We start from the raw sequence: 17,652 nt of genomic DNA on the forward strand, positions 1-17,652 counted from the left end.
ACATGATTTGGGGAAGACGTCTAAAAAGAAAAGTAGCGATGTACCCGCTCAAGGGAGAAAGTGACAAAAACAAATTAAGTTGTACAATATAAAAGAATTGTCAGAAAGTCGGCATAAAGGGGGGACTTTCATTGACAGACCATAGTATTACTATGTCTTCTGACAACCGCCAGAAACAAAAAGAAGCCTTGCTGAACATTCTCTCTTCATACTCCAAGGAATCACGCTTTCTTCTTCCCATTCTTCAGGATATTCAACGAACCTTCCGTTATCTTCCCGTCGAAGCGATGAAAGAAGTCGCTACCTATCTTGATGTTCCGGAAAGTCGCGTTTACAGTGTCGCCACGTTTTACAAAGCCTTTACGCTCTCGCCAAGAGGACGTAAGACTATTCGTGTTTGCGGGGGAACAGCCTGTCACCTCAGAGGAGGAGCATTCATCCTCAACACGCTGCAAAAGGAACTCTCTATCTCTTCAGGGGAGACAACTCCAGATGGTCAGTTTACTCTGGAAACGGTAAACTGTCTTGGTGCGTGCGCTCTGGCTCCTGTAGTCATGGTCAATGAAAAAGTCTACGGACAAATGACGCCCAATCTCATTCCATCTATGATTGAGGAGGAACGAAACAATGACGTTTAACACCCCTTCAGACCTTCGTGAATACCGGAGAAAACTACGAGAAGAAAAAACAGCGGCTACCATTCCCTCCGTCCGCATATGTTTTGGTACAGGATGTATCGCAAGTGGGAGTCGCGACGTATACCGCACCTTCGAAAAGGAACTCGAAGAGAGGAAGTTAAACGTTAATCTTCAGATTTCCCTGGATTCAACAGGATGCCACGGTTTTTGCGAACATGGCCCACTGGTAACTATTAACCCCGGTAACATTTTCTACCAGAAAGTTAAGCCATCAGACGTTCAGTCAATCATCGACGAAACCATTTTAAGGCAAAAAACAATTAGTCATCTTCTCTATCGGGATCCCAACACGAAGAAATCGACTACCGAAGCCCAACAGATTCCCTTCTATTCTCATCAGACACGAATCGCCCTCCGCAATTCAGGAGAGCTCAACCCTGAAAAAATAGACGACTATATTCTGGCCAACGGCTACGAAGCTCTTCTTCGAGCCTTCGAAACAGGGCCAGAACATGTTTTGCAGGAAGTTATCGATTCCGGTCTGAGAGGCCGGGGCGGCGGCGGATTCCCTACTGGCAAGAAATGGCAATCCGCTCGAAAGATAGAATCAGACATTCGCTACGTTATCGCCAACGGGGACGAGGGAGATCCAGGGGCATTTATGGACCGAAGTCTTATGGAAGGCGACCCACACAGCGTTATTGAGGGAATGGCCATCGGTGCTTATGTCATAGGCGCTAATCAGGGCTTTATATATGTGCGAGACGAATATCCGTTAGCCGTCAAGCACCTCTCCATGGCGATAAAGGAAGCCCGTAAGGTGGGGCTTCTTGGCAATAATATTCTCGGATCCGGTTTTTCCTTCGACATTGAAGTCTATCGTGGAGGCGGAGCCTTCGTCTGCGGCGAATCGACAGCGCTAATGGCCTCCATAGAGGGCCGGGTTGGAGTTCCGAGGGTCAAATATATCCGTTCTACAGAGAAAGGACTCTGGGAGAAACCTACAGTTCTTAATAATGTAGAAACATGGGCCAATATTCCTCCCATTATTTCGAAGGGAGCCAGCTGGTTTCGAAGTCTGGGAACAGAGACGAGCCCAGGCACAAAAATATTCTCTCTCGTAGGCAAAGTCAAAAACAGCGGCCTCGTCGAAGTTCCCATGGGAACAACTCTCCGTACAATTATCTTCGATATTGGAGGGGGAACCCTGAAAAACAGGCCTTTCAAGGCCGTACAGACAGGTGGACCATCGGGGGGATGCATTCCCGAATCCTTCCTCGACCTTCCTGTGGATTTCGACCGTTTGGCTGACGTAGGGTCTATGATGGGCTCCGGCGGCATAATCGTCATGGATGAACGAAGCTGCATGGTCGATGTGGCCCGATATTTTGTTGATTTTCTCGTAACGGAATCGTGCGGTAAATGCACTCCCTGCCGTGAAGGCCTTATGGAAATGCAACGGATTCTTCATAAATTGACAAGGGGGAAAGGTGAATCTGGAGACACTGAAAGGTTGCGCGCTATTGCAGAGAATATGCCTGAAACAGCTCTCTGCGGACTTGGGAAAACAGCATCCAATCCCGTTCTCTCCACCCTTCTCTATTTTCCAGAAGAATACGAAGAACATGAAAAGGAACATTTCTGCCGAGCCGGCGTTTGCCAAGGAATGTACATGCCTTTTATTCTCCGTAACAAGTGTATAGGCTGCGGTGCCTGTCAGGCCAACTGTTCAACTGGCGCCATCTCGGGAAAGGACCGGGATATTCGAAAAATCGACCACGATAAATGTATTACCTGCGGAATGTGCCTGGAGGTATGTCGTTTCGAAGCTATTGAACCCAGGCCAAAGGAGGCGACATCATGATCTCTGTCACTATAAACGGAAATCCTCTGGACATCGAAGCAGGAACAACCATTTTAGAAGCAGCCGGCCTTCTTGGCATCCATATCCCCACTCTCTGCTACCACCCCGGATTACCGGCTGATGGAAATTGCCGAATGTGCTCCGTAGAGATAGAAGAAGGCAAGAAGCGCAAAGTCGTTATGGCGTGCTCTTATCCCATTACAAAAGACGGACTCATCATAGAAACGGATACGCCGAAAATATACTCGCTTCGGAAATTCGTACTGACACTTATCGCCAAAGAGGCAAAAGAAGCGTGTAACACACCAGTTCTTCGCCATCTCTTTGAAAAATACAAAGTTTCTGTTCCCACTCAATTCAATACTTCGCCAGATTCCCTTCCCCACATTCCACTTGATACTCATCTCGCTCCCCCACTCGATCTATCTCCCAATCCATCTCTCAATGCTCCGATTGATACGTCTCAGAATGCCTCCCACGATTCTGCATCGAAATGTATTCTCTGCGGCCTTTGCGTTCGCGCCTGCGAAGCTGAAGGTATTGGATGTCTTGATTTCTGCCGGCGAGGTCATCAACGTGAAGTCACCTCTCCCTTCAAGGAACCGCCAACGTCGTGTATCGGATGCGGCGCATGCGCAGAAGTATGCCCTACCGGCGCTATAGAAAAGCTGGAAAAGGATGGCGTACGAATACTCTGGGGAAGAGAGTTCCAACTTGTACAGTGCACTCGATGTGGACGCTTTTTCGCAACAAAAGAGCAGCTAGAACGGGCAGCTCTCAACTACGACGACGATAACGATCTTAGCTCTTATGAAGAGATATGCCCGCAATGTCGTCGTAAAGAGGAAGCGTACGCACTTGTTTTTTCAAAAGTAAAAGCAACACGGGGGTAGGCTAATTCAACTATATTGCAAAATGTGAAAGGGGAGAAAAGTTCATGGAAAAAGTATTACTCATTTCGCCAGATCGCTGCATTGGATGTGGCAGTTGTGAGGTAGCTTGTTCTTTGTCTCAGGAAGGGGAATGTCGTCCTTCCCTGGCTCGAATCAAAGTGTTCAGATTCGAACTGGGAATACATGTTCCCATGACATGTTTGCAATGTGAAAACGCTCCATGTGCATCAGTATGCAAGACTGGCGCACTGGAACAGGATCAGGAAACGGGCATTATTAATATTCATTCAGAAAAATGCATTGGATGCCGTATGTGCGTAGTTGCCTGTCCTTTCGGGAACATTTCCTATAACAGAGAGGGCAAAAGCGCCTTTAAGTGCACGCAATGCGATGGTGATCCTCAATGCGCTCTTTTCTGCCCTACCGAAGCTCTTCAATATGTTCCTGCCGAAAAGGATAACCTCGAAAAGAAAAGAGCCTATGCCGCTAAATTTGCAGCGATAGTTGAGGAGGTTGAGGCATAATGTTTGGATGGACAGGTCGGGTTTTACGTGTAAATCTCGGCGAAAAAACGTGGAAAATAGAACCTATTCGAAGCGAAGACGCCCGTCTCTTTATAGGAGCACGCGGCCTTGGCACAAAATACTATATAGATGAAGTTGACCCAACAGTCGACCCGCTCAGCCCTGAAAACAAACTCATCTTTGCCACGGGACCTCTTACCGGAACCCTCACCACATCATCAGGACGATACGATGTTATAACCAAGGGACCTCTGACGGGAACTATTGCGGCTTCCAACTCGGGGGGGTTCTGGGGACCGGAACTTAAATATGCCGGTTTTGACATGGTCATTCTTGAAGGAAAAGCCAAAGCTCCAGTCTATATCTACATATACAATGACATGATAGAAATTCGTGACGCACGTCATCTCTGGGGAAAGGATGTTCACTCCGTAACAGACTCCCTGCTCACAGAGACAGACTCTGAAGCAAAAGTAGCCTGTATCGGGCCGGCAGGAGAAAACCTCGTTAAATTCGCCTGCATTATGAACGAAAAAGACAGAGCCGCCGGCCGTTCCGGTGTAGGAGCCGTTATGGGCTCTAAAAATCTTAAAGCCATCGTCGTTCGAGGAACGAAGGGCGTCAAAGTTGCCGATCGGGATGCCGTTTTCCAGAGCGTAGCCGCTGCACGAAAGAAACTCAAAGAACATCCAGTAACATCAGGAGGACTGCCAACCTTCGGAACAAACGTACTTGTCGGCATCATCAACTCAGCGGGAGCTCTTCCCACAAGAAACTTCAGAGAAGCTATTTTCGAAGGTGCAGATAAAGTCAGTGCCGAAACATACAATGAGAAAAACCTCATAAAAAATAAGGGCTGTATGGGATGCCCAATCGGATGTGGACGAGTTGCCAAGAGCAACGGTATCTATGTGGGGCAGGGTGAAGGGCCAGAATATGAAAGCACGTGGTCATTCGGCCCAGATTGCGGCATTGACGATATTGATGCTATTGTCAAAGCCAATTTTATCTGCAACGAACTGGGAATGGACACAATAACACTCGGTTCCACTATAGCCTGCGCCATGGAACTTTACGAAATGGGCGTTCTTACCGAAAATGAAACTGAATATGACTTGCATTTTGGCAATGTTAACGCTATGGTAAAGTTAACAGAAGATACAGCCTATAGACGTGGGTTTGGCGATGAACTTGCTGAAGGATCGTGGAGATTGGCTGAAAAATGGGGCCATCCTGAACTTTCCATGACCGTAAAAAAGCAGGAAATGCCAGCCTACGACCCACGAGCCTTGCAAGGTATGGGACTTGAATACGCAACTTCCAACCGAGGCGGGTGCCATGTAAGAGGTTATTTGACTTCACCTGAAGTATTAGGCGCTCCCGAAAAAATAGATCCTGAAGATAACGAAACAAAACCCGTCTGGCTCAAGGCTTTTCAAGATCTCACCGCTGCCCTTGACTCTGCAGGAATGTGCCTTTTCACAACATTCGCCCTTGGAGCCGCAGATATTGCTCCTCAACTTGCGGCAGTAACGGGAGTCGATTATACAGAAGAAAGCTTCATGCAGGCTGGAGATAGAATCTGGAACCTCGAACGTCTTTTCAATATGAAGGCAGGTCTCTCAAAAAGTGACGACACGTTGCCTCCACGCTTGTTGAAAGATCCAATTCCCAATGGACCTATGAAGGGACGAGTCAATCGTCTTGATTCCATGCTTCCTCAATACTACTCGTTGCGAGGATGGAATGAAGAAGGAATACCAACAGAAGAAAAACTTATAGAACTCGGGCTTGCAAGCTATCTGTAGTTCTATTTGAGGGGAAGGGGCCTTCGGGCCCCTTTTTTGATGCTAAAATATCACCTAAAGAGTTGTCTTCGAAAGAAGGGATAGAGATGAAACTTTTTCATAAAATAGTATTTTTCTCGTTGATGCTTCTGCTCTTCTCTGCAGAAGTATCTTCAGCCGCAATAGATACGTTGCCTGATCTTGAAGGATGGACAGGAGAAGACCTTTTTTCACAACAACTAGAGGCTCCTTCTGGCAATTATGGCATATGGCGTAAACGACGTTATATTGCCCCAGGTGGGCGTAATTTCAGTCTTACGGTGCTCTCTGGCTCAGGAAGCGGCGATCTTTACATTCCTGAAAAGGAAGTTAACACAGATGACCGCCCCATGGGGTTTGGAGCTACCTACCGCACTCTCTCCCTGGGAAAATACAGAGCGCTACTCGAAAGCTACCCGCAAGTTGGAAAAGCTTTATCTGTCCGTCTTCCAGAACACACCACATTGATTGTAGAAAGCAAGAGTCTTGAGGAAGAAGAGCTTTTTAGGGTAACACAAGAGATTCTCTTCCAGCTGGAAAATAAAGAGAACTAAGAAGCGTTTAATACCACGTTACATAAAAAAGAAGCGAGGAGAAACTACCTTACACGGTAATTTCTCCTCGCTTTATCTCGTATAGTTAAGCAACGTAGCGAAACTTCTAGCTCTTGCTTTTAAATACTATTTCTCTCCCATCCACTTCTTTTCAAGCTCATCAAGTGCCCCAGATTCTTTAAGCTCGCGAAGAGCATTATCGACAGCCTCTACGAACTGAGGATCATCTTTACTCATGGCCAGGGCCATTCCCTTATCGATATAAAGGTTGAAAGCTTTCTTAAGCGTATCTGTAAAATCTTTGTTATTTTCAAGGTTTTCCTGAGTTACAGTTCCATCTACTACTGCAAAATCGGCTCGTCCAAGAAGAACCTCTCTGAAAGCGTCATCCGTCTTCGAGAAACGTTTGACTTCTTTCAAACCAAGCTTAGAGACGTACGCATCCTGAATTGTACCCATCTGAACGGTAGCCACTTTATCACCTTTTAAATCCTCTTCCTTTGTTATTCCCGACTCTTCTGCCTTAACAACGACTGCGGAAGGGGTAAGATAATACGTATCTGAGAAGGCAACGCGTTTTGCTCGCTCTTCAGTTGCACTCATTCCTGCTGCTATAATATCAATCTTCTTTGTCAGCAAAGAAGGGATAAGAGAGTCAAAAGATGAGTCTACGATTTCAACTTTTTTACCAAGTTTTTCTGCTATCATGTTAATGAGGTCAATATCAAATCCTACAACTTCATTATCAACGTTTCTAAATTCAAAGGGGCGAAACGTCGATTCGGTTCCTACTCGAATAACATCTTTCTCAAGAGCTGACTGGGCAGCCATCGCACCAATAGCACTCGTAAAAACAAAAATAACAGCAAGCAACACGACTAACTTCTTCATACCTATTCCTCCCTATTTAAACACTAGTTACATATAGTCAAATTTTAGAACTATAGTTTAAGATTGGTCTATTATAATTCAGGCAAGGAAGAAGTCAAGAAAAAAGAGGGGAAAAATCCCCTCTTCCTTCTACTAAATTAAAAAGACTTATACAACAAGCCACAAGAAAGACTACTCTTCTGGCTCGAACATATCCTTTCCAACGGCACAAACTGGGCAAACCCAATCTTCCGGAAGGTCTTCAAAAGATGTTCCAGCGGCAATACCATTATCAGGATCCCCTTCTGCAGGATCATAAACATATCCACACACTGTGCAAACATACTTTGTCATAACTTCCCCTCCTTCATTTTTTAAACTTCACATGTAGAGACATTATATCCGTCTCTCTGTTAAAAAAGCAACCGTTAATGTATTAAAGAATAAGTAGCCCCTGATCTAAATCTCCGGAAATACGCTCCGCTCCATTTTCCGTAATGAGATAATCATCTTCGATACGCATTCCTCCGAAACCAGGAATGTAAATGCCAGGTTCTATAGTGACTACATCCCCAACTTGAAGAATATCTTTACTTAATGGAGATAATCTCGGATTTTCATGAATCTCCAATCCCAAAGCGTGTCCCAGACCGTGGTTGAAATATTCTCCATACCCTGAATCAAAAATGATTTTACGGGCAATGGCATCTATGTCCTTTCCGGCAACACCTGGTTTAAGGGCTGCAGCAGCTTCCTTATGGGCACGCAGCAAAATTGCTTCGATCTCTCGCACTTTCGAATCAGGTTCGCCAAGGCAGAAATTACGCGTGAGGTCAGAGATATATCCTCCAACCATAGCACCAAAATCGACTGTCACCCAATCTCCTTTTTTGAAAGGCTGGTCAGTGGGTGCCGCGTGAGGCAAAGCGCTCCGAGCTCCAGAGGCAACTATAAAATTATGATTTCCCCAACCTGCCTCAGCACCAAGCTTCTTCACCATATATTCCAATAGAGCTTCAAACTCTTTTTCAGACATCCCTTCTTGTACTCGGGCTGTAACTTCTCTATAAGCATTGCACGCAATCATTCCGGCCTCTTTGATCAGCTCAATCTCAGAAGTATCCTTCGTCCTCCGCATTATAGGCAAAAGACTGGAAATATCACACCATTCTTTTCCTTCCAGTGAATGTTGAATCTGCTCAAATGTCTTGGCCGATATCTTTTCTTTCTCCACTCCGATTCGAGAACAGCCATGTTCCTCCATAAGATCACACATTGTTTCAAGAAGAGAACGTTGTCCCTGTGGAACCAGCGTAAAGGGCGACTGCTCCGATGCCTGCGTTAAATAGCGCCCATCTGTTACAAGAAATGTTTCTTTTTCTGTGATAAGAACTCCAGAGCTACTTCCACGGAAACCGGAAATGTAATACACACTTTCCCAATTAGAACGTTCGAAAACAAAAAGCGCAACAGCGTCTATTCCAAGGGCGGGAAAAGACTGACGTAACTTCTCTGTACGGTGAAAAATATTCTGCATAAGCACTTTTTCCTCCTTATTGGGACTTCTTACAGATCAAGAAGTCTCCATAGTTCTTCTTTTGTGTTCAGTTCATCATTGTCCTGGCCTTCTGCAGCTATGGTTCCTATCAACGTTGCAGAAATATCTTTCTCTTCGAAACGTGCCAATGCTTCGTCAATATGTTCTTTAGGAACAACAACAACAAGAACTCCTGAAGAGATAAGATGAAAAACGTCAAAATCTAAGTCGTCCTGTACTTTTTTCGTTAAGGGGTGAACTGGAATGGCCTCTTTATTGAGTTGAAGGCCAAGTCCGCTTAAGCGACATATCTCTGCAAGTCCACCAAAAAGTCCACCTTCAGTAGGATCGTGCATAAATCTGGCTATATCTCGAACAGTTTTGGCATCTTCCAATACGGATATTGAAGAAATCCATGACGAAACCTCTTGAATTTCTTCGCTGGTCAGACTTCTTTCGAGAAGATCGCATCTATCATGAGCCAGTATGGACATGCCTTCAAGCCCCACATGTTTGGTCATAATAACACCATCGCCAACACAAATGTCAGTTGCTCTGTAAAGATACGATGTTTGGCCCATCATCGTTCCCACTATGACAGGTTTTTTATATCTATCTGTAAATTCCGTATGACCACCTATAACGGCAACACCCATTTTTTTACAGGCGTGGTGGATTTCTTCCATGATCATCGACGCAAAGGGAAGCCCCTGATCTACAGGGATAATGAGCGTAATAATGAGATATGCGGGATCTCCACCCTTACATGCGATATCGTTGGCGTTAATATGAACAAGAAAGGTTCCAGCACCCTCCGAAGCGCCTACAATAGGATCAGAAGAGACAGCTAATAGTTTTCCCTCGGGGAACCGGATAAGCGAAGCATCTTCCCCAATGCCAGGTCCAACGAGAACATCAGGCCGTCTAGCTCCACTAAACTGCAATATGTGCTTCTCTAGAATATCTGGGGGAAGTTTTCCGACAGGCAATACGCTACGTTCATCCTCCATGGGGGTCATCTCCTCTTATCAATACTTTCGGCATGTATGCTATAGCAACAACCGCAATAGTTCTGACGATATAGATTCATCTCACGGCTTTTTCGTACCGATTCTACGAAACCGTTATTTTTTCTCCATATCTTGTTCAGCCATATAATTCCATATCGAGCTGAAATTTCTTCTCCCAACCTATTAATTCTATCAGGATCTTTATGAGGACTAATAGTCAGGGTCGTACATAAATAAGAAAAAGAAAGCTCCCGGGCTCTCTGAGCAGCGGCTTCCAGCTGTAAGGCAAAACAAAGGGAACACCGACGCCCGCCTTCGGGCTCTTCAGATAAAGCCTTTGCCTTTTCAAGCCATTCATTGGGATTATATTCTTCTATATATACAGATTGAGACAGGAGAGAGGCAAGTGTCTCTACTGCCTCTCTCCGCCGATTATACTCTTCTTGCGGGTGAATATTGTGCCCGTAGAAATATCCCGTTACACAATACCCTTCCTCAATAAGTGCTGGCCATGGGATTGTTGCATCTGGAGCACAACAAATATGTAGCAAGAGATTGTGCATGTTTTTTTACTTACGCCCTTCCTTTACAACATTCTTCGGCCTGCGAAGCTATTGACGCTGCATCAAGCTTCATCTGCTTCATTACTTCTTCAGACTTGCCAGAAGCACCGTATGAATGTACGCCAAGAGGCATAAAGGCAGCACTAAGCCTTTCCTCAGCCATTGCTAAGGCTATGCTAACACCTAAACCATTGTGATAATGATGATCTTCAACAGAAATAACAACGCCTGTGTCGCAAGCTTCCCTTAAAGCTGCCGTGTCGATGGCTAATGGAGTAGCTACGGAAAAGAGCTTGAAGTTCAATCCTTTTTCACGAAGTATTTCCCAGGCTTCAAGAGCTTTTCCTGTCATGGCCCCAAGTGCAAAGATGGCACCATCTTTACCATCACGTACCTTCACTGCCTGACCATATTCAAACGTATAATCTTCGCCAAAGATTGGTTTGCCTTCCTCGTCTGTAAGGACTGGCAACTTGCTTCGTCCCATGGCAAGGCAGACATTCCCCGCTTCTTTAATGGCCCATCGTGTCGCTCTGTCTGTCTGATTGGGGTCTGCCGGAACAATAAGTTTCCAACCAAATGTATTTCTTAAAAGGCCAACGTAGTCAATGGACTGATGGGTCATGCCATCTTCTCCCACGTCAAGACCCACGTGAGTAAGCACCAGTTTAAGGTTTGTCTTGTTTATGTCATTCAGCCGCTGCTGATTATAGGCTTCGCTCAATCCGAACACTCCGAAATCAGCCCAAACGCTTACAGCGCCAGCCACAGAAGCAGCTCCGGCAACTGTCGCAGTAGCATGCTCCTGTATGCCTGTCTGAATAAACCATTCAGGGCACTTTTTAGCGAAATCGGCTGTTTTTACAGAACCTGCCAAGTCACAGTCAAAAACAAGAAGAGGTGTCTTGTCTTCTTTCTTATAGTTAAGGGCTCCCACATCGGCAAGAGCATTGCCAAAGGCCGATCTGTTGTCTGTCTTCGTTTCACTGTCATACTGGCGAGGTTCCCCATAGACAAGATTATTTGAATTGGGAACAATTTTTCTCCCTACAGGCATCGGATTGCCCCGTAAAGATTTGGCCTTTTCGAGATATTCCAAGTCACCGCCAAGCTCTTTCATGGCTTCTGCATACTGATCTTTACTCGGTGCTTTTCCGTGATAATCAGGAATACCTTCCATAAAGGAGATGCCTTTTCCCATTTGGGTATGACAGATAATTACTGTCGGAACATCGTCATTTACAGCATCGCGCAAAGCCGCATAGATCTCGGCAAAGGAGTGTCCATCGCATTCGAGAACTCCCCAACCATCGGCTTCCCATAATGAACGCACATCAACAGGCATAACATCTTCTGTACGTCCGGAAATTTGTATGTGGTTATAATCGATAAGGGCTGTAATATTTGAAAGTCCCTCTTTTACCGCAATTCGCCGTGCTTCGGCAACCTGCCCCTTGGTCTGTTCTCCGTCACCCATAACGACAAAGACACGCCCGCTGTTATTCCGGGCTTTTTGCGCAAGAGCAAAACCTACACCAGCAGCCAGCCCTTGCCCGAGGTTTCCACTTCCCCAGTCTATTCCGGGAACATTTCTCTCAACATGTCCCTGGAAAGGACTGGAGCATAATCTGAAATTGGCAACAGCATCGAGAGGTTCGAAAAAGCCCCATGTAGCTAAAGTCGCGTATGCGCCAGGAGAGGTATGTCCGTGGCTGACGACTATATAGTCACGGTCTGTATCGTTGCAATTTTCAGGGGTGAGATTGGCCACACCGTATGTAGCCAAGTACATTTCCATACTTGAAAGGGATCCGGCAGGATGTCCACTCCCTGCGAGAGAAACCATAGTCACAGCATCAATACGTGCCTTGCGAGCTGCATTATCAAGAAGCTTTACGTCTTCGTCGGTTAACGCCTCTACGGGAAAATTCCGAAGTGAAGGCAAATTGTTTTCCATCAGTCTTACGTCCTCCTTATATTCAAACTCCAGGTCTGATTATATCCATTTTTTCCTTTTGAGGCATAATTTTTATGTAAAAAAAGAACATCCCTCAAAAAATGCCCCTTTATCCTATCCTATGTATTCTAACCTCTACAGCATAATTATATGAAGCATAAGGGCATAAAATAGAAAAACATTTTTATTCCCCCATAACAAATTTATTTTGACTTCCAATAATAAGAGAAACTACAATGACACGGTATATTTTCTATACAAAGGAGCATCTCAAAATGACAATACAAGAAATATGGGAGCGCGCAAAAGAAAAGATGTCCCCAAGATGCAGAGTCTGTAAAGTATGTAACGGCATCTCCTGCCGTGGAGAAGTCCCTGGAGTGGGGGCTGTAGGCAACGGTTCTTCTTGGACTGTTTGCACTGAATTTTTGGATAGTGTCAAACTCAATATGGATACGTGCTATGAAAACTGCGGACAAGATACAACTTTGGCTATGTTCGGTCAGAACTTTAGCTATCCGATCTTTATTGCCCCCATAGGTGGTATGAAAAAAAACTATAACGGTATTATGACTGACATCGAATATATGGAATTAACCATTGAAGGAGCCAACAAGGCAGGTATCCTTGCTTTTACGGGAGATGGACCTGCTCCTGGGATGTTCGAAAGCAGCATAGATATTATTAAAAGGCATAAGAATCGCGGTGTCCCCGTATGCAAACCGTGGAGCAATGAAAAATTACAAGAGAGACTCGATTCAATTAATACAACAAAACCCACAGCTTTTGGAATGGATATTGATATGGCAGGGTTGAAAAACATGGGAAGTAAAGTCAATACTCTCTCGCCTAAGAGCGTGGAAGACCTTCGCCTTCTTACTAATGCGACAAAAGTTCCTTTCATTCTTAAAGGTGTTATGACCGCTAAGGGCGCACTTAAAGCCTTAGAGGCAGGGGGCCACGCTATTGTCGTATCTTCTCACGGTGGCCGCGTTATGCCCTCAGCTCCCGCCACGTGTGAGGTCTTACCGGAAATTCGGGCAGCAGTACAAGATCGCCTCAAAATAATAGTAGACGGAGGAATCCGTACGGGAGCCGATATTTTCAAGGCCTTGGCACTAGGAGCCGACGCAGTTATGATCGGTCGACCATATGTTATAGCAGCATGCGGAGGCCAATCTGAAGGTGTTGCTCTTTATACAGAATTTTTAGGCGAACAGCTTCGTAACATTATGCTTATGTGTGGCGCTGCAAACCTCAAAGAAATCACCATGGAAAAAATACGTATGCCCCTTCGGTAAAGAGGGTCATAAAAAAATAAGGAGGCTGCCTCCATTGACAGCCTCCCTTTATTCTTTCCTGTTGATCTAACGAATATAAACTCTGGGAACTCGCGGCAAAAACATAATTGGAATTTCGTAATTAATAGTATTCCGAATTGCCGCCACTTCCTCTGGCGTAATAAACTCTTCACCCTGACGCCCTATAATAACAACTTCATCTCCCACTTTTACGTCATCTATATCCGTAACATCGATCATCGTCTGATCCATGCATATATTTCCAACAATAGGAACTCTTTTACCGCGCACAAGAACTGGTATTTTCATTGACAGTGAGCGAGAGTACCCGTCTCCATAACCTAACGGAATAATGGCAATTTTTTCTATGCCTCGTGTCATATAGCGAAGACCGTATCCGATGCCACTATTGCATGGCAACTCTTTTATAGAAGCAATAGCTGTTTTTACTTCAAATGTGGGCTTTAATTCTATAGGGCGAACGCACTCATCGGAAGGCCACATACCATAAAGGATGACACCTGGTCGAACAGCATCCAGATACATCTCGGGAGAATGAAGCACTGCTGCGCTATTGCAAACATGGCGCAATGGAATTCGGAGCCCCTTGCTCTCAAGAAAATGATACACATCCATATATCGCGTAAATTGAAGCTCTGTATAATCCAAGCGTTTTTCATCTGCAACAGCAAAGTGAGTAAAGAGTCCTTCTACTCTTATTCCTGGTAATTTCAAAATTTCATCTATAACTTGAGGTATTTCTTGTGGGAGAAAACCTATTCTCCCCATTCCAGTATCAATTTTTAGATGAAGCAAAGCTGTCTTTCCCTGATTAACAGCTTCACGGCTCATCGCCTGTGCAAACTTAATATCTGTAAGGGCAGCCGCTATATCATATTTGACATATTCTGAAGCAACATCGTAAGGAGAGGGGCCAAGAACCAATAGTGGGTCGTTTATTGCTGCTTCTCGTATCTGTACCGCCTCATCTGGAGTGGCTACGGCAAAACGCTGACATCCTACATCAAGAAGAGCTTTGGTTACTTCTAAAGCACCGTGCCCATAAGCATCAGCTTTCACTACAGCCATGACCTGGGAACCAGTTCCTACGTGTTTCTGAATTGCTTTGAAGTTAGATTGAATATTCTTCAAATTAACTTCCATTCTGGTAGGACGAAGTAACACACCTATTCCCCCTGTTCTTTATATAAATTTCGTTGCACAGAAGACAGGGGCGGATTTCCGCCCCTGCCGCCATGTTACAATAGTTAGTATATTTGTCAAATTGTGATAATTTACTTAATTTCCCCTGATTTTCTCTTGGCATCAAAATCTTTGACAAGGCGACGAAGTTCTTTGGAGAGTAAAAGAAGGGCAACAAGGTTAGGAGCAGCCATTAGACCGTTCATTGTATCGGAAAGGTTCCAAATGTTACCAAGGAATTTACCACCGCCACCTGCAGCTCCAACTACAATAACCAAAATCCATAACCCTTTATAAATGGGGCCTACTTTGGGGCCAAAAATATAGCGGGCGCTTGTATCACCATACCAGAACCATCCAAGAATAGTGGAGAAAGCAAACATGGCTAAACCGACAGCGAGAATCATTACTCCTGTTTGACCGAGTACCGTTTCAAAGGCTGAAAGAGTAAGTTGCGCTCCTGTAAGTTCAGGCCTTCCTGTAAGCATTCCAGTTACAAGTATTGTTGTAATTGTTAAAGTACATATAACAATGGTGTCAAGGAATACTTCAAAAAGTCCATATGTCCCCTGACGGCAAGGATGATCTGTAATCGCTGTAGCGTGAACCATGGGAGCGGATCCTAAACCAGCTTCATTCGAGAAAATTCCACGTGCAACACCTTTCGTTAAGGCTAGTTTAATGGTCCAGCCAGCTAAAGCTCCAGGCATAGCCATTGGATCTGAAAAAGCATATTTCAGAGCACTACTCCAAGCAGGTAAAATCATATCTGCGTGATGAGCTATAACCATAAGAGCACCTATAACATAAAAAACGGCCATAAAAGGAACAAGGTAGGTCGTTACTTGAGCAATTCGAGTGATTCCGCCAATAATAACAAGTCCGACAAGAATAGCTATGGCAACACCAGTAATATAATGAGGAAGTTTAAAGCCGAGGTTAATTGCTTCTGCAACAGAGTTTGCTTGAATTGCATTTCCTATACCAAAAGCTGCGAACATGGAAAAGAAGGCAAAAAGCCATGCTAACCATTTATATCCGGTACCTTTTTCTAAGACATACATGGTACCGCCACGCCAATTACCCTCTTCATCTTTCGTACGGAAATGCACAGCCAAAGCCACTTCAGCAAATTTAGTGGTCATTCCAAATATTGCAGTTATCAACATCCATACTAAGGCACCGGGCCCTCCCAAATGTACGGCCGTAGCAGCACCGGCAATATTCCCTGATCCTAAAGTAGAGGCGAGTGCTGTAGCAAGAGCACCAAAAGCGGTAATTGTTCCTTCTCCTTCTTTCTTTTTACCTAAATTACCAAAAATCTCTTTAAACATAAAAACAAAATAACGAACCTGAGGAAAGCCAAGAACTATCGTAAGGTAAACTCCTGTTCCAAGTAGCAACGTAATCATCCAAGGTCCCCACACAATACCATTAATTATACCGTTCAGCTTCATAATAGCGTCCATTGATGCAATTCCCCCTTTCACTATGAGAGAGAACATGACTTTTCTCTATTCTTGTCATTCTCTACTCTCTTCACAACACACTCTTTCTCGTGGTGCAAACTTCAAGGAGCGAAAAGCACGTACTAAACTGAACTTTCTACCACCTCCTACTTTTTGTTAGATTTTAAACAATCTAAAAACTACGAAAATTATATCACTTTTACTTAATAAAAAAAGCGGGAAAACATTAAACTGTTTTCCCGCTTACTCTTTTATTTCAATTTTGAGTCTTTAGTACTACTTGATTCTAGAGATATCCGTTGGCCTTTAATATTTCTTTGGCCTTTTCTGTATACTTTGCCGGCAACTTGACCACTGGGCCTGTACAGCCCATGGCAGACTCAGCGTAGATCTTTTCTTTCCAAAGCACCTTTACGGCATCTTCAATGGAAAGTACGTCTATCCCATGAATTTCATCATCTGTCGGCTCTGCAGGAGGAGGTGTTATCTCCTCTTCTGCAGCCGCAGGTTTGGGCTGCAGGGCCGCAATGATATCGTCAAGTCCAGCACTTTTTGCTTTCGCAATTTCCTCAGCAACAACTGCAGGAAGGTTTCCACGAACCGCAGCTGCATTATAAGCTAAGGCATTAGCAATTACAGGAGCACCGGAAGCTCTTGAAATAATGGAAATAACGTGAGGCCAGCCTTCACCAGCTGATGGGCCGTAACCCCAACCGAGAGCCTCATAGGAACCACCTGTGTTAAATGAAGAGAATACCTTCATCAACACGTTACCTGTCAATGTGTCGCTAACACACACATCAACGGCACCAGCAAGGATATCGTTCCCACGAAGGACAGAACCACCATCCTTACGAATGCTTGTTCCAAAGGTAATATCGTAGCCTTTCTCTTTCAACTGGCTTAAAGCTCTGAAAACAAGCTGAGCTCCCTCTACGTTTAATATACCTACCGTCGGATTCTCTTTACCAATAGACTTGGCAACGGCAATACCGTAAATCGCATTCTTAACCATGGCTTCAACTCTCTGAATAGCAGAAGTACCTGTGGAAGAAGCGATAATCATATCTTTTCCTTTAGCAGGAGTTACAACACGTCCAATAGTTGTTACTCCCATGGGGAAAGGATAGTGCATCGCGACAGCACCCTGTATAACTCCCTCTTTTATGGCTTTCTCCATTGCGGAAGAAACATCAGCCTCACAATTAGGAGTTTCAATCCATTCAAGCTCATCATATCCATCCACTTTAGGACCAATCATAACGACCTTGACGTTGGGATACTGTGCCTGAGCCAGAACACCAGCTTTTGCCAGCTCTTCTCCTCCATGTTCACTTCCAGTAGCCATAAGTCCTACGCTGATGCGAGGACCGCCACTTTTAGCTGTTTCAACTATTTCGGAGAGAGCCTCCCCGACTAGACGCCTGATTTCACTCATACTGC

The 17,652-nt window shown here is 44.8% G+C and carries 16 protein-coding genes; 7 read left to right on the forward strand and 9 right to left on the reverse strand.

Annotated features, from left to right (window positions below):
• Window positions 1-131 precede the first annotated feature (131 nt).
• From nuoE to VB083_RS00620, 6 genes are all read left to right on the forward strand, one after another.
• Window positions 132-638 carry an NADH-quinone oxidoreductase subunit NuoE gene (gene nuoE, locus VB083_RS00595; protein WP_323401587.1) on the forward strand — a complete coding sequence of 169 codons (507 nt, stop codon included), beginning with the start codon at window positions 132-134 and terminating at the stop codon, window positions 636-638.
• Window positions 628-2,502, forward strand: coding sequence for an NADH-ubiquinone oxidoreductase-F iron-sulfur binding region domain-containing protein (locus VB083_RS00600; protein ID WP_323401588.1), 1,875 nt, complete (start codon window positions 628-630; stop codon window positions 2,500-2,502). The genes nuoE and VB083_RS00600 overlap by 11 nt, the downstream gene beginning before the upstream one ends.
• A complete protein-coding gene (locus VB083_RS00605; RefSeq protein ID WP_323401589.1) occupies window positions 2,499-3,395 on the forward strand; it encodes a 2Fe-2S iron-sulfur cluster-binding protein in 897 nt (298 codons plus the stop codon). Before VB083_RS00600 ends, VB083_RS00605 begins: the two co-directional genes overlap by 4 nt.
• Window positions 3,396-3,439: 44 nt before the next feature.
• Window positions 3,440-3,919, forward strand: coding sequence for a 4Fe-4S dicluster domain-containing protein (locus tag VB083_RS00610; RefSeq protein WP_213690865.1), 480 nt, complete (start codon window positions 3,440-3,442; stop codon window positions 3,917-3,919).
• A complete protein-coding gene (locus tag VB083_RS00615; RefSeq protein WP_213690864.1) occupies window positions 3,919-5,727 on the forward strand; it encodes an aldehyde ferredoxin oxidoreductase family protein in 1,809 nt (602 codons plus the stop codon). The genes VB083_RS00610 and VB083_RS00615 overlap by 1 nt, the downstream gene beginning before the upstream one ends.
• Window positions 5,728-5,813: 86 nt before the next feature.
• Window positions 5,814-6,299: a hypothetical protein gene (locus tag VB083_RS00620; RefSeq protein ID WP_323401590.1), complete on the forward strand. Its 486-nt coding sequence runs from the start codon at window positions 5,814-5,816 to the stop codon at window positions 6,297-6,299.
• A gap of 126 nt (window positions 6,300-6,425) precedes the next feature.
• On the opposite strand, the gene VB083_RS00625 is transcribed toward VB083_RS00620, so the two are convergent.
• From VB083_RS00625 to VB083_RS00650, 6 genes are all read right to left on the reverse strand, one after another.
• The gene (locus VB083_RS00625) at window positions 6,426-7,190 is read right to left on the reverse strand and encodes a transporter substrate-binding domain-containing protein (RefSeq protein ID WP_213690862.1); all 765 of its coding nucleotides are present in this window, start codon (window positions 7,188-7,190) and stop codon (window positions 6,426-6,428) included.
• 171 nt (window positions 7,191-7,361) lie between these two features.
• Entirely contained in the window at window positions 7,362-7,523 is a 162-nt protein-coding gene (gene rd / locus VB083_RS00630) for a rubredoxin (RefSeq protein ID WP_213690861.1), read from the reverse strand.
• An 82-nt stretch (window positions 7,524-7,605) separates the two neighbouring features.
• Window positions 7,606-8,706, reverse strand: a complete 1,101-nt coding sequence (locus VB083_RS00635) for a M24 family metallopeptidase (protein ID WP_307879853.1) — start codon at window positions 8,704-8,706, stop codon at window positions 7,606-7,608.
• Window positions 8,707-8,735: 29 nt separating this feature from the next.
• Window positions 8,736-9,716: an AIR synthase family protein gene (locus VB083_RS00640; RefSeq protein WP_307879852.1), complete on the reverse strand. Its 981-nt coding sequence runs from the start codon at window positions 9,714-9,716 to the stop codon at window positions 8,736-8,738.
• Between the two features lie 5 nt (window positions 9,717-9,721).
• Complete coding sequence (locus tag VB083_RS00645) at window positions 9,722-10,279, reverse strand: epoxyqueuosine reductase QueH (protein WP_213690858.1); 558 nt, start codon at window positions 10,277-10,279, stop codon at window positions 9,722-9,724.
• A 10-nt stretch (window positions 10,280-10,289) separates the two neighbouring features.
• Window positions 10,290-12,236 (reverse strand): transketolase, encoded by a 1,947-nt coding sequence (locus VB083_RS00650; RefSeq protein ID WP_323401591.1) that lies wholly within the window; start codon window positions 12,234-12,236, stop codon window positions 10,290-10,292.
• A gap of 275 nt (window positions 12,237-12,511) precedes the next feature.
• On the opposite strand from VB083_RS00650, the gene VB083_RS00655 reads away from it, so the two are divergent.
• Entirely contained in the window at window positions 12,512-13,537 is a 1,026-nt protein-coding gene (locus VB083_RS00655) for an alpha-hydroxy-acid oxidizing protein (RefSeq protein ID WP_323401592.1), read from the forward strand.
• A gap of 66 nt (window positions 13,538-13,603) precedes the next feature.
• Here VB083_RS00655 and alr read toward each other — a convergent pair whose 3' ends face one another.
• The 3 genes from alr to grdD all read right to left on the reverse strand — a co-directional run bounded on the left by alr (window position 13,604) and on the right by grdD (window position 17,647).
• A complete protein-coding gene (gene alr / locus VB083_RS00660) occupies window positions 13,604-14,722 on the reverse strand; it encodes an alanine racemase (RefSeq protein WP_213699749.1) in 1,119 nt (372 codons plus the stop codon).
• A 110-nt stretch (window positions 14,723-14,832) separates the two neighbouring features.
• Window positions 14,833-16,209 (reverse strand): sodium:alanine symporter family protein, encoded by a 1,377-nt coding sequence (locus VB083_RS00665; protein WP_323401593.1) that lies wholly within the window; start codon window positions 16,207-16,209, stop codon window positions 14,833-14,835.
• A 286-nt stretch (window positions 16,210-16,495) separates the two neighbouring features.
• Window positions 16,496-17,647, reverse strand: a complete 1,152-nt coding sequence (gene grdD, locus VB083_RS00670; RefSeq protein WP_213690853.1) for a glycine/sarcosine/betaine reductase complex component C subunit alpha — start codon at window positions 17,645-17,647, stop codon at window positions 16,496-16,498.
• Window positions 17,648-17,652: the final 5 nt, after the last annotated feature.

It is taken from the genome of Aminobacterium sp. (assembly GCF_034926885.1).
GTDB lineage: Bacteria > Synergistota > Synergistia > Synergistales > Aminobacteriaceae > Aminobacterium.

What these genes read in the sequence shown, in the direction of transcription:
- VB083_RS00600 (WP_323401588.1), top strand. Translation starts at nt 628, where the DNA reads ATGACGTTTAACACCCCTTCAGACCTTCGTGAATACCGGAGAAAACTA.
- VB083_RS00605 (WP_323401589.1), top strand. Translation starts at nt 2,499, where the DNA reads ATGATCTCTGTCACTATAAACGGAAATCCTCTGGACATCGAAGCAGGA.
- VB083_RS00610 (WP_213690865.1), top strand. Translation starts at nt 3,440, where the DNA reads ATGGAAAAAGTATTACTCATTTCGCCAGATCGCTGCATTGGATGTGGC.
- VB083_RS00615 (WP_213690864.1), top strand. Translation starts at nt 3,919, where the DNA reads ATGTTTGGATGGACAGGTCGGGTTTTACGTGTAAATCTCGGCGAAAAA.
- VB083_RS00620 (WP_323401590.1), top strand. Translation starts at nt 5,814, where the DNA reads ATGAAACTTTTTCATAAAATAGTATTTTTCTCGTTGATGCTTCTGCTC.
- VB083_RS00625 (WP_213690862.1), bottom strand. Translation starts at nt 7,190, where the DNA reads ATGAAGAAGTTAGTCGTGTTGCTTGCTGTTATTTTTGTTTTTACGAGT.
- rd (WP_213690861.1), bottom strand. Translation starts at nt 7,523, where the DNA reads ATGACAAAGTATGTTTGCACAGTGTGTGGATATGTTTATGATCCTGCA.
- VB083_RS00635 (WP_307879853.1), bottom strand. Translation starts at nt 8,706, where the DNA reads ATGCAGAATATTTTTCACCGTACAGAGAAGTTACGTCAGTCTTTTCCC.
- VB083_RS00640 (WP_307879852.1), bottom strand. Translation starts at nt 9,716, where the DNA reads ATGGAGGATGAACGTAGCGTATTGCCTGTCGGAAAACTTCCCCCAGAT.
- VB083_RS00645 (WP_213690858.1), bottom strand. Translation starts at nt 10,279, where the DNA reads ATGCACAATCTCTTGCTACATATTTGTTGTGCTCCAGATGCAACAATC.
- VB083_RS00650 (WP_323401591.1), bottom strand. Translation starts at nt 12,236, where the DNA reads ATGGAAAACAATTTGCCTTCACTTCGGAATTTTCCCGTAGAGGCGTTA.
- VB083_RS00655 (WP_323401592.1), top strand. Translation starts at nt 12,512, where the DNA reads ATGACAATACAAGAAATATGGGAGCGCGCAAAAGAAAAGATGTCCCCA.
- VB083_RS00665 (WP_323401593.1), bottom strand. Translation starts at nt 16,209, where the DNA reads ATGGACGCTATTATGAAGCTGAACGGTATAATTAATGGTATTGTGTGG.
- grdD (WP_213690853.1), bottom strand. Translation starts at nt 17,647, where the DNA reads ATGAGTGAAATCAGGCGTCTAGTCGGGGAGGCTCTCTCCGAAATAGTT.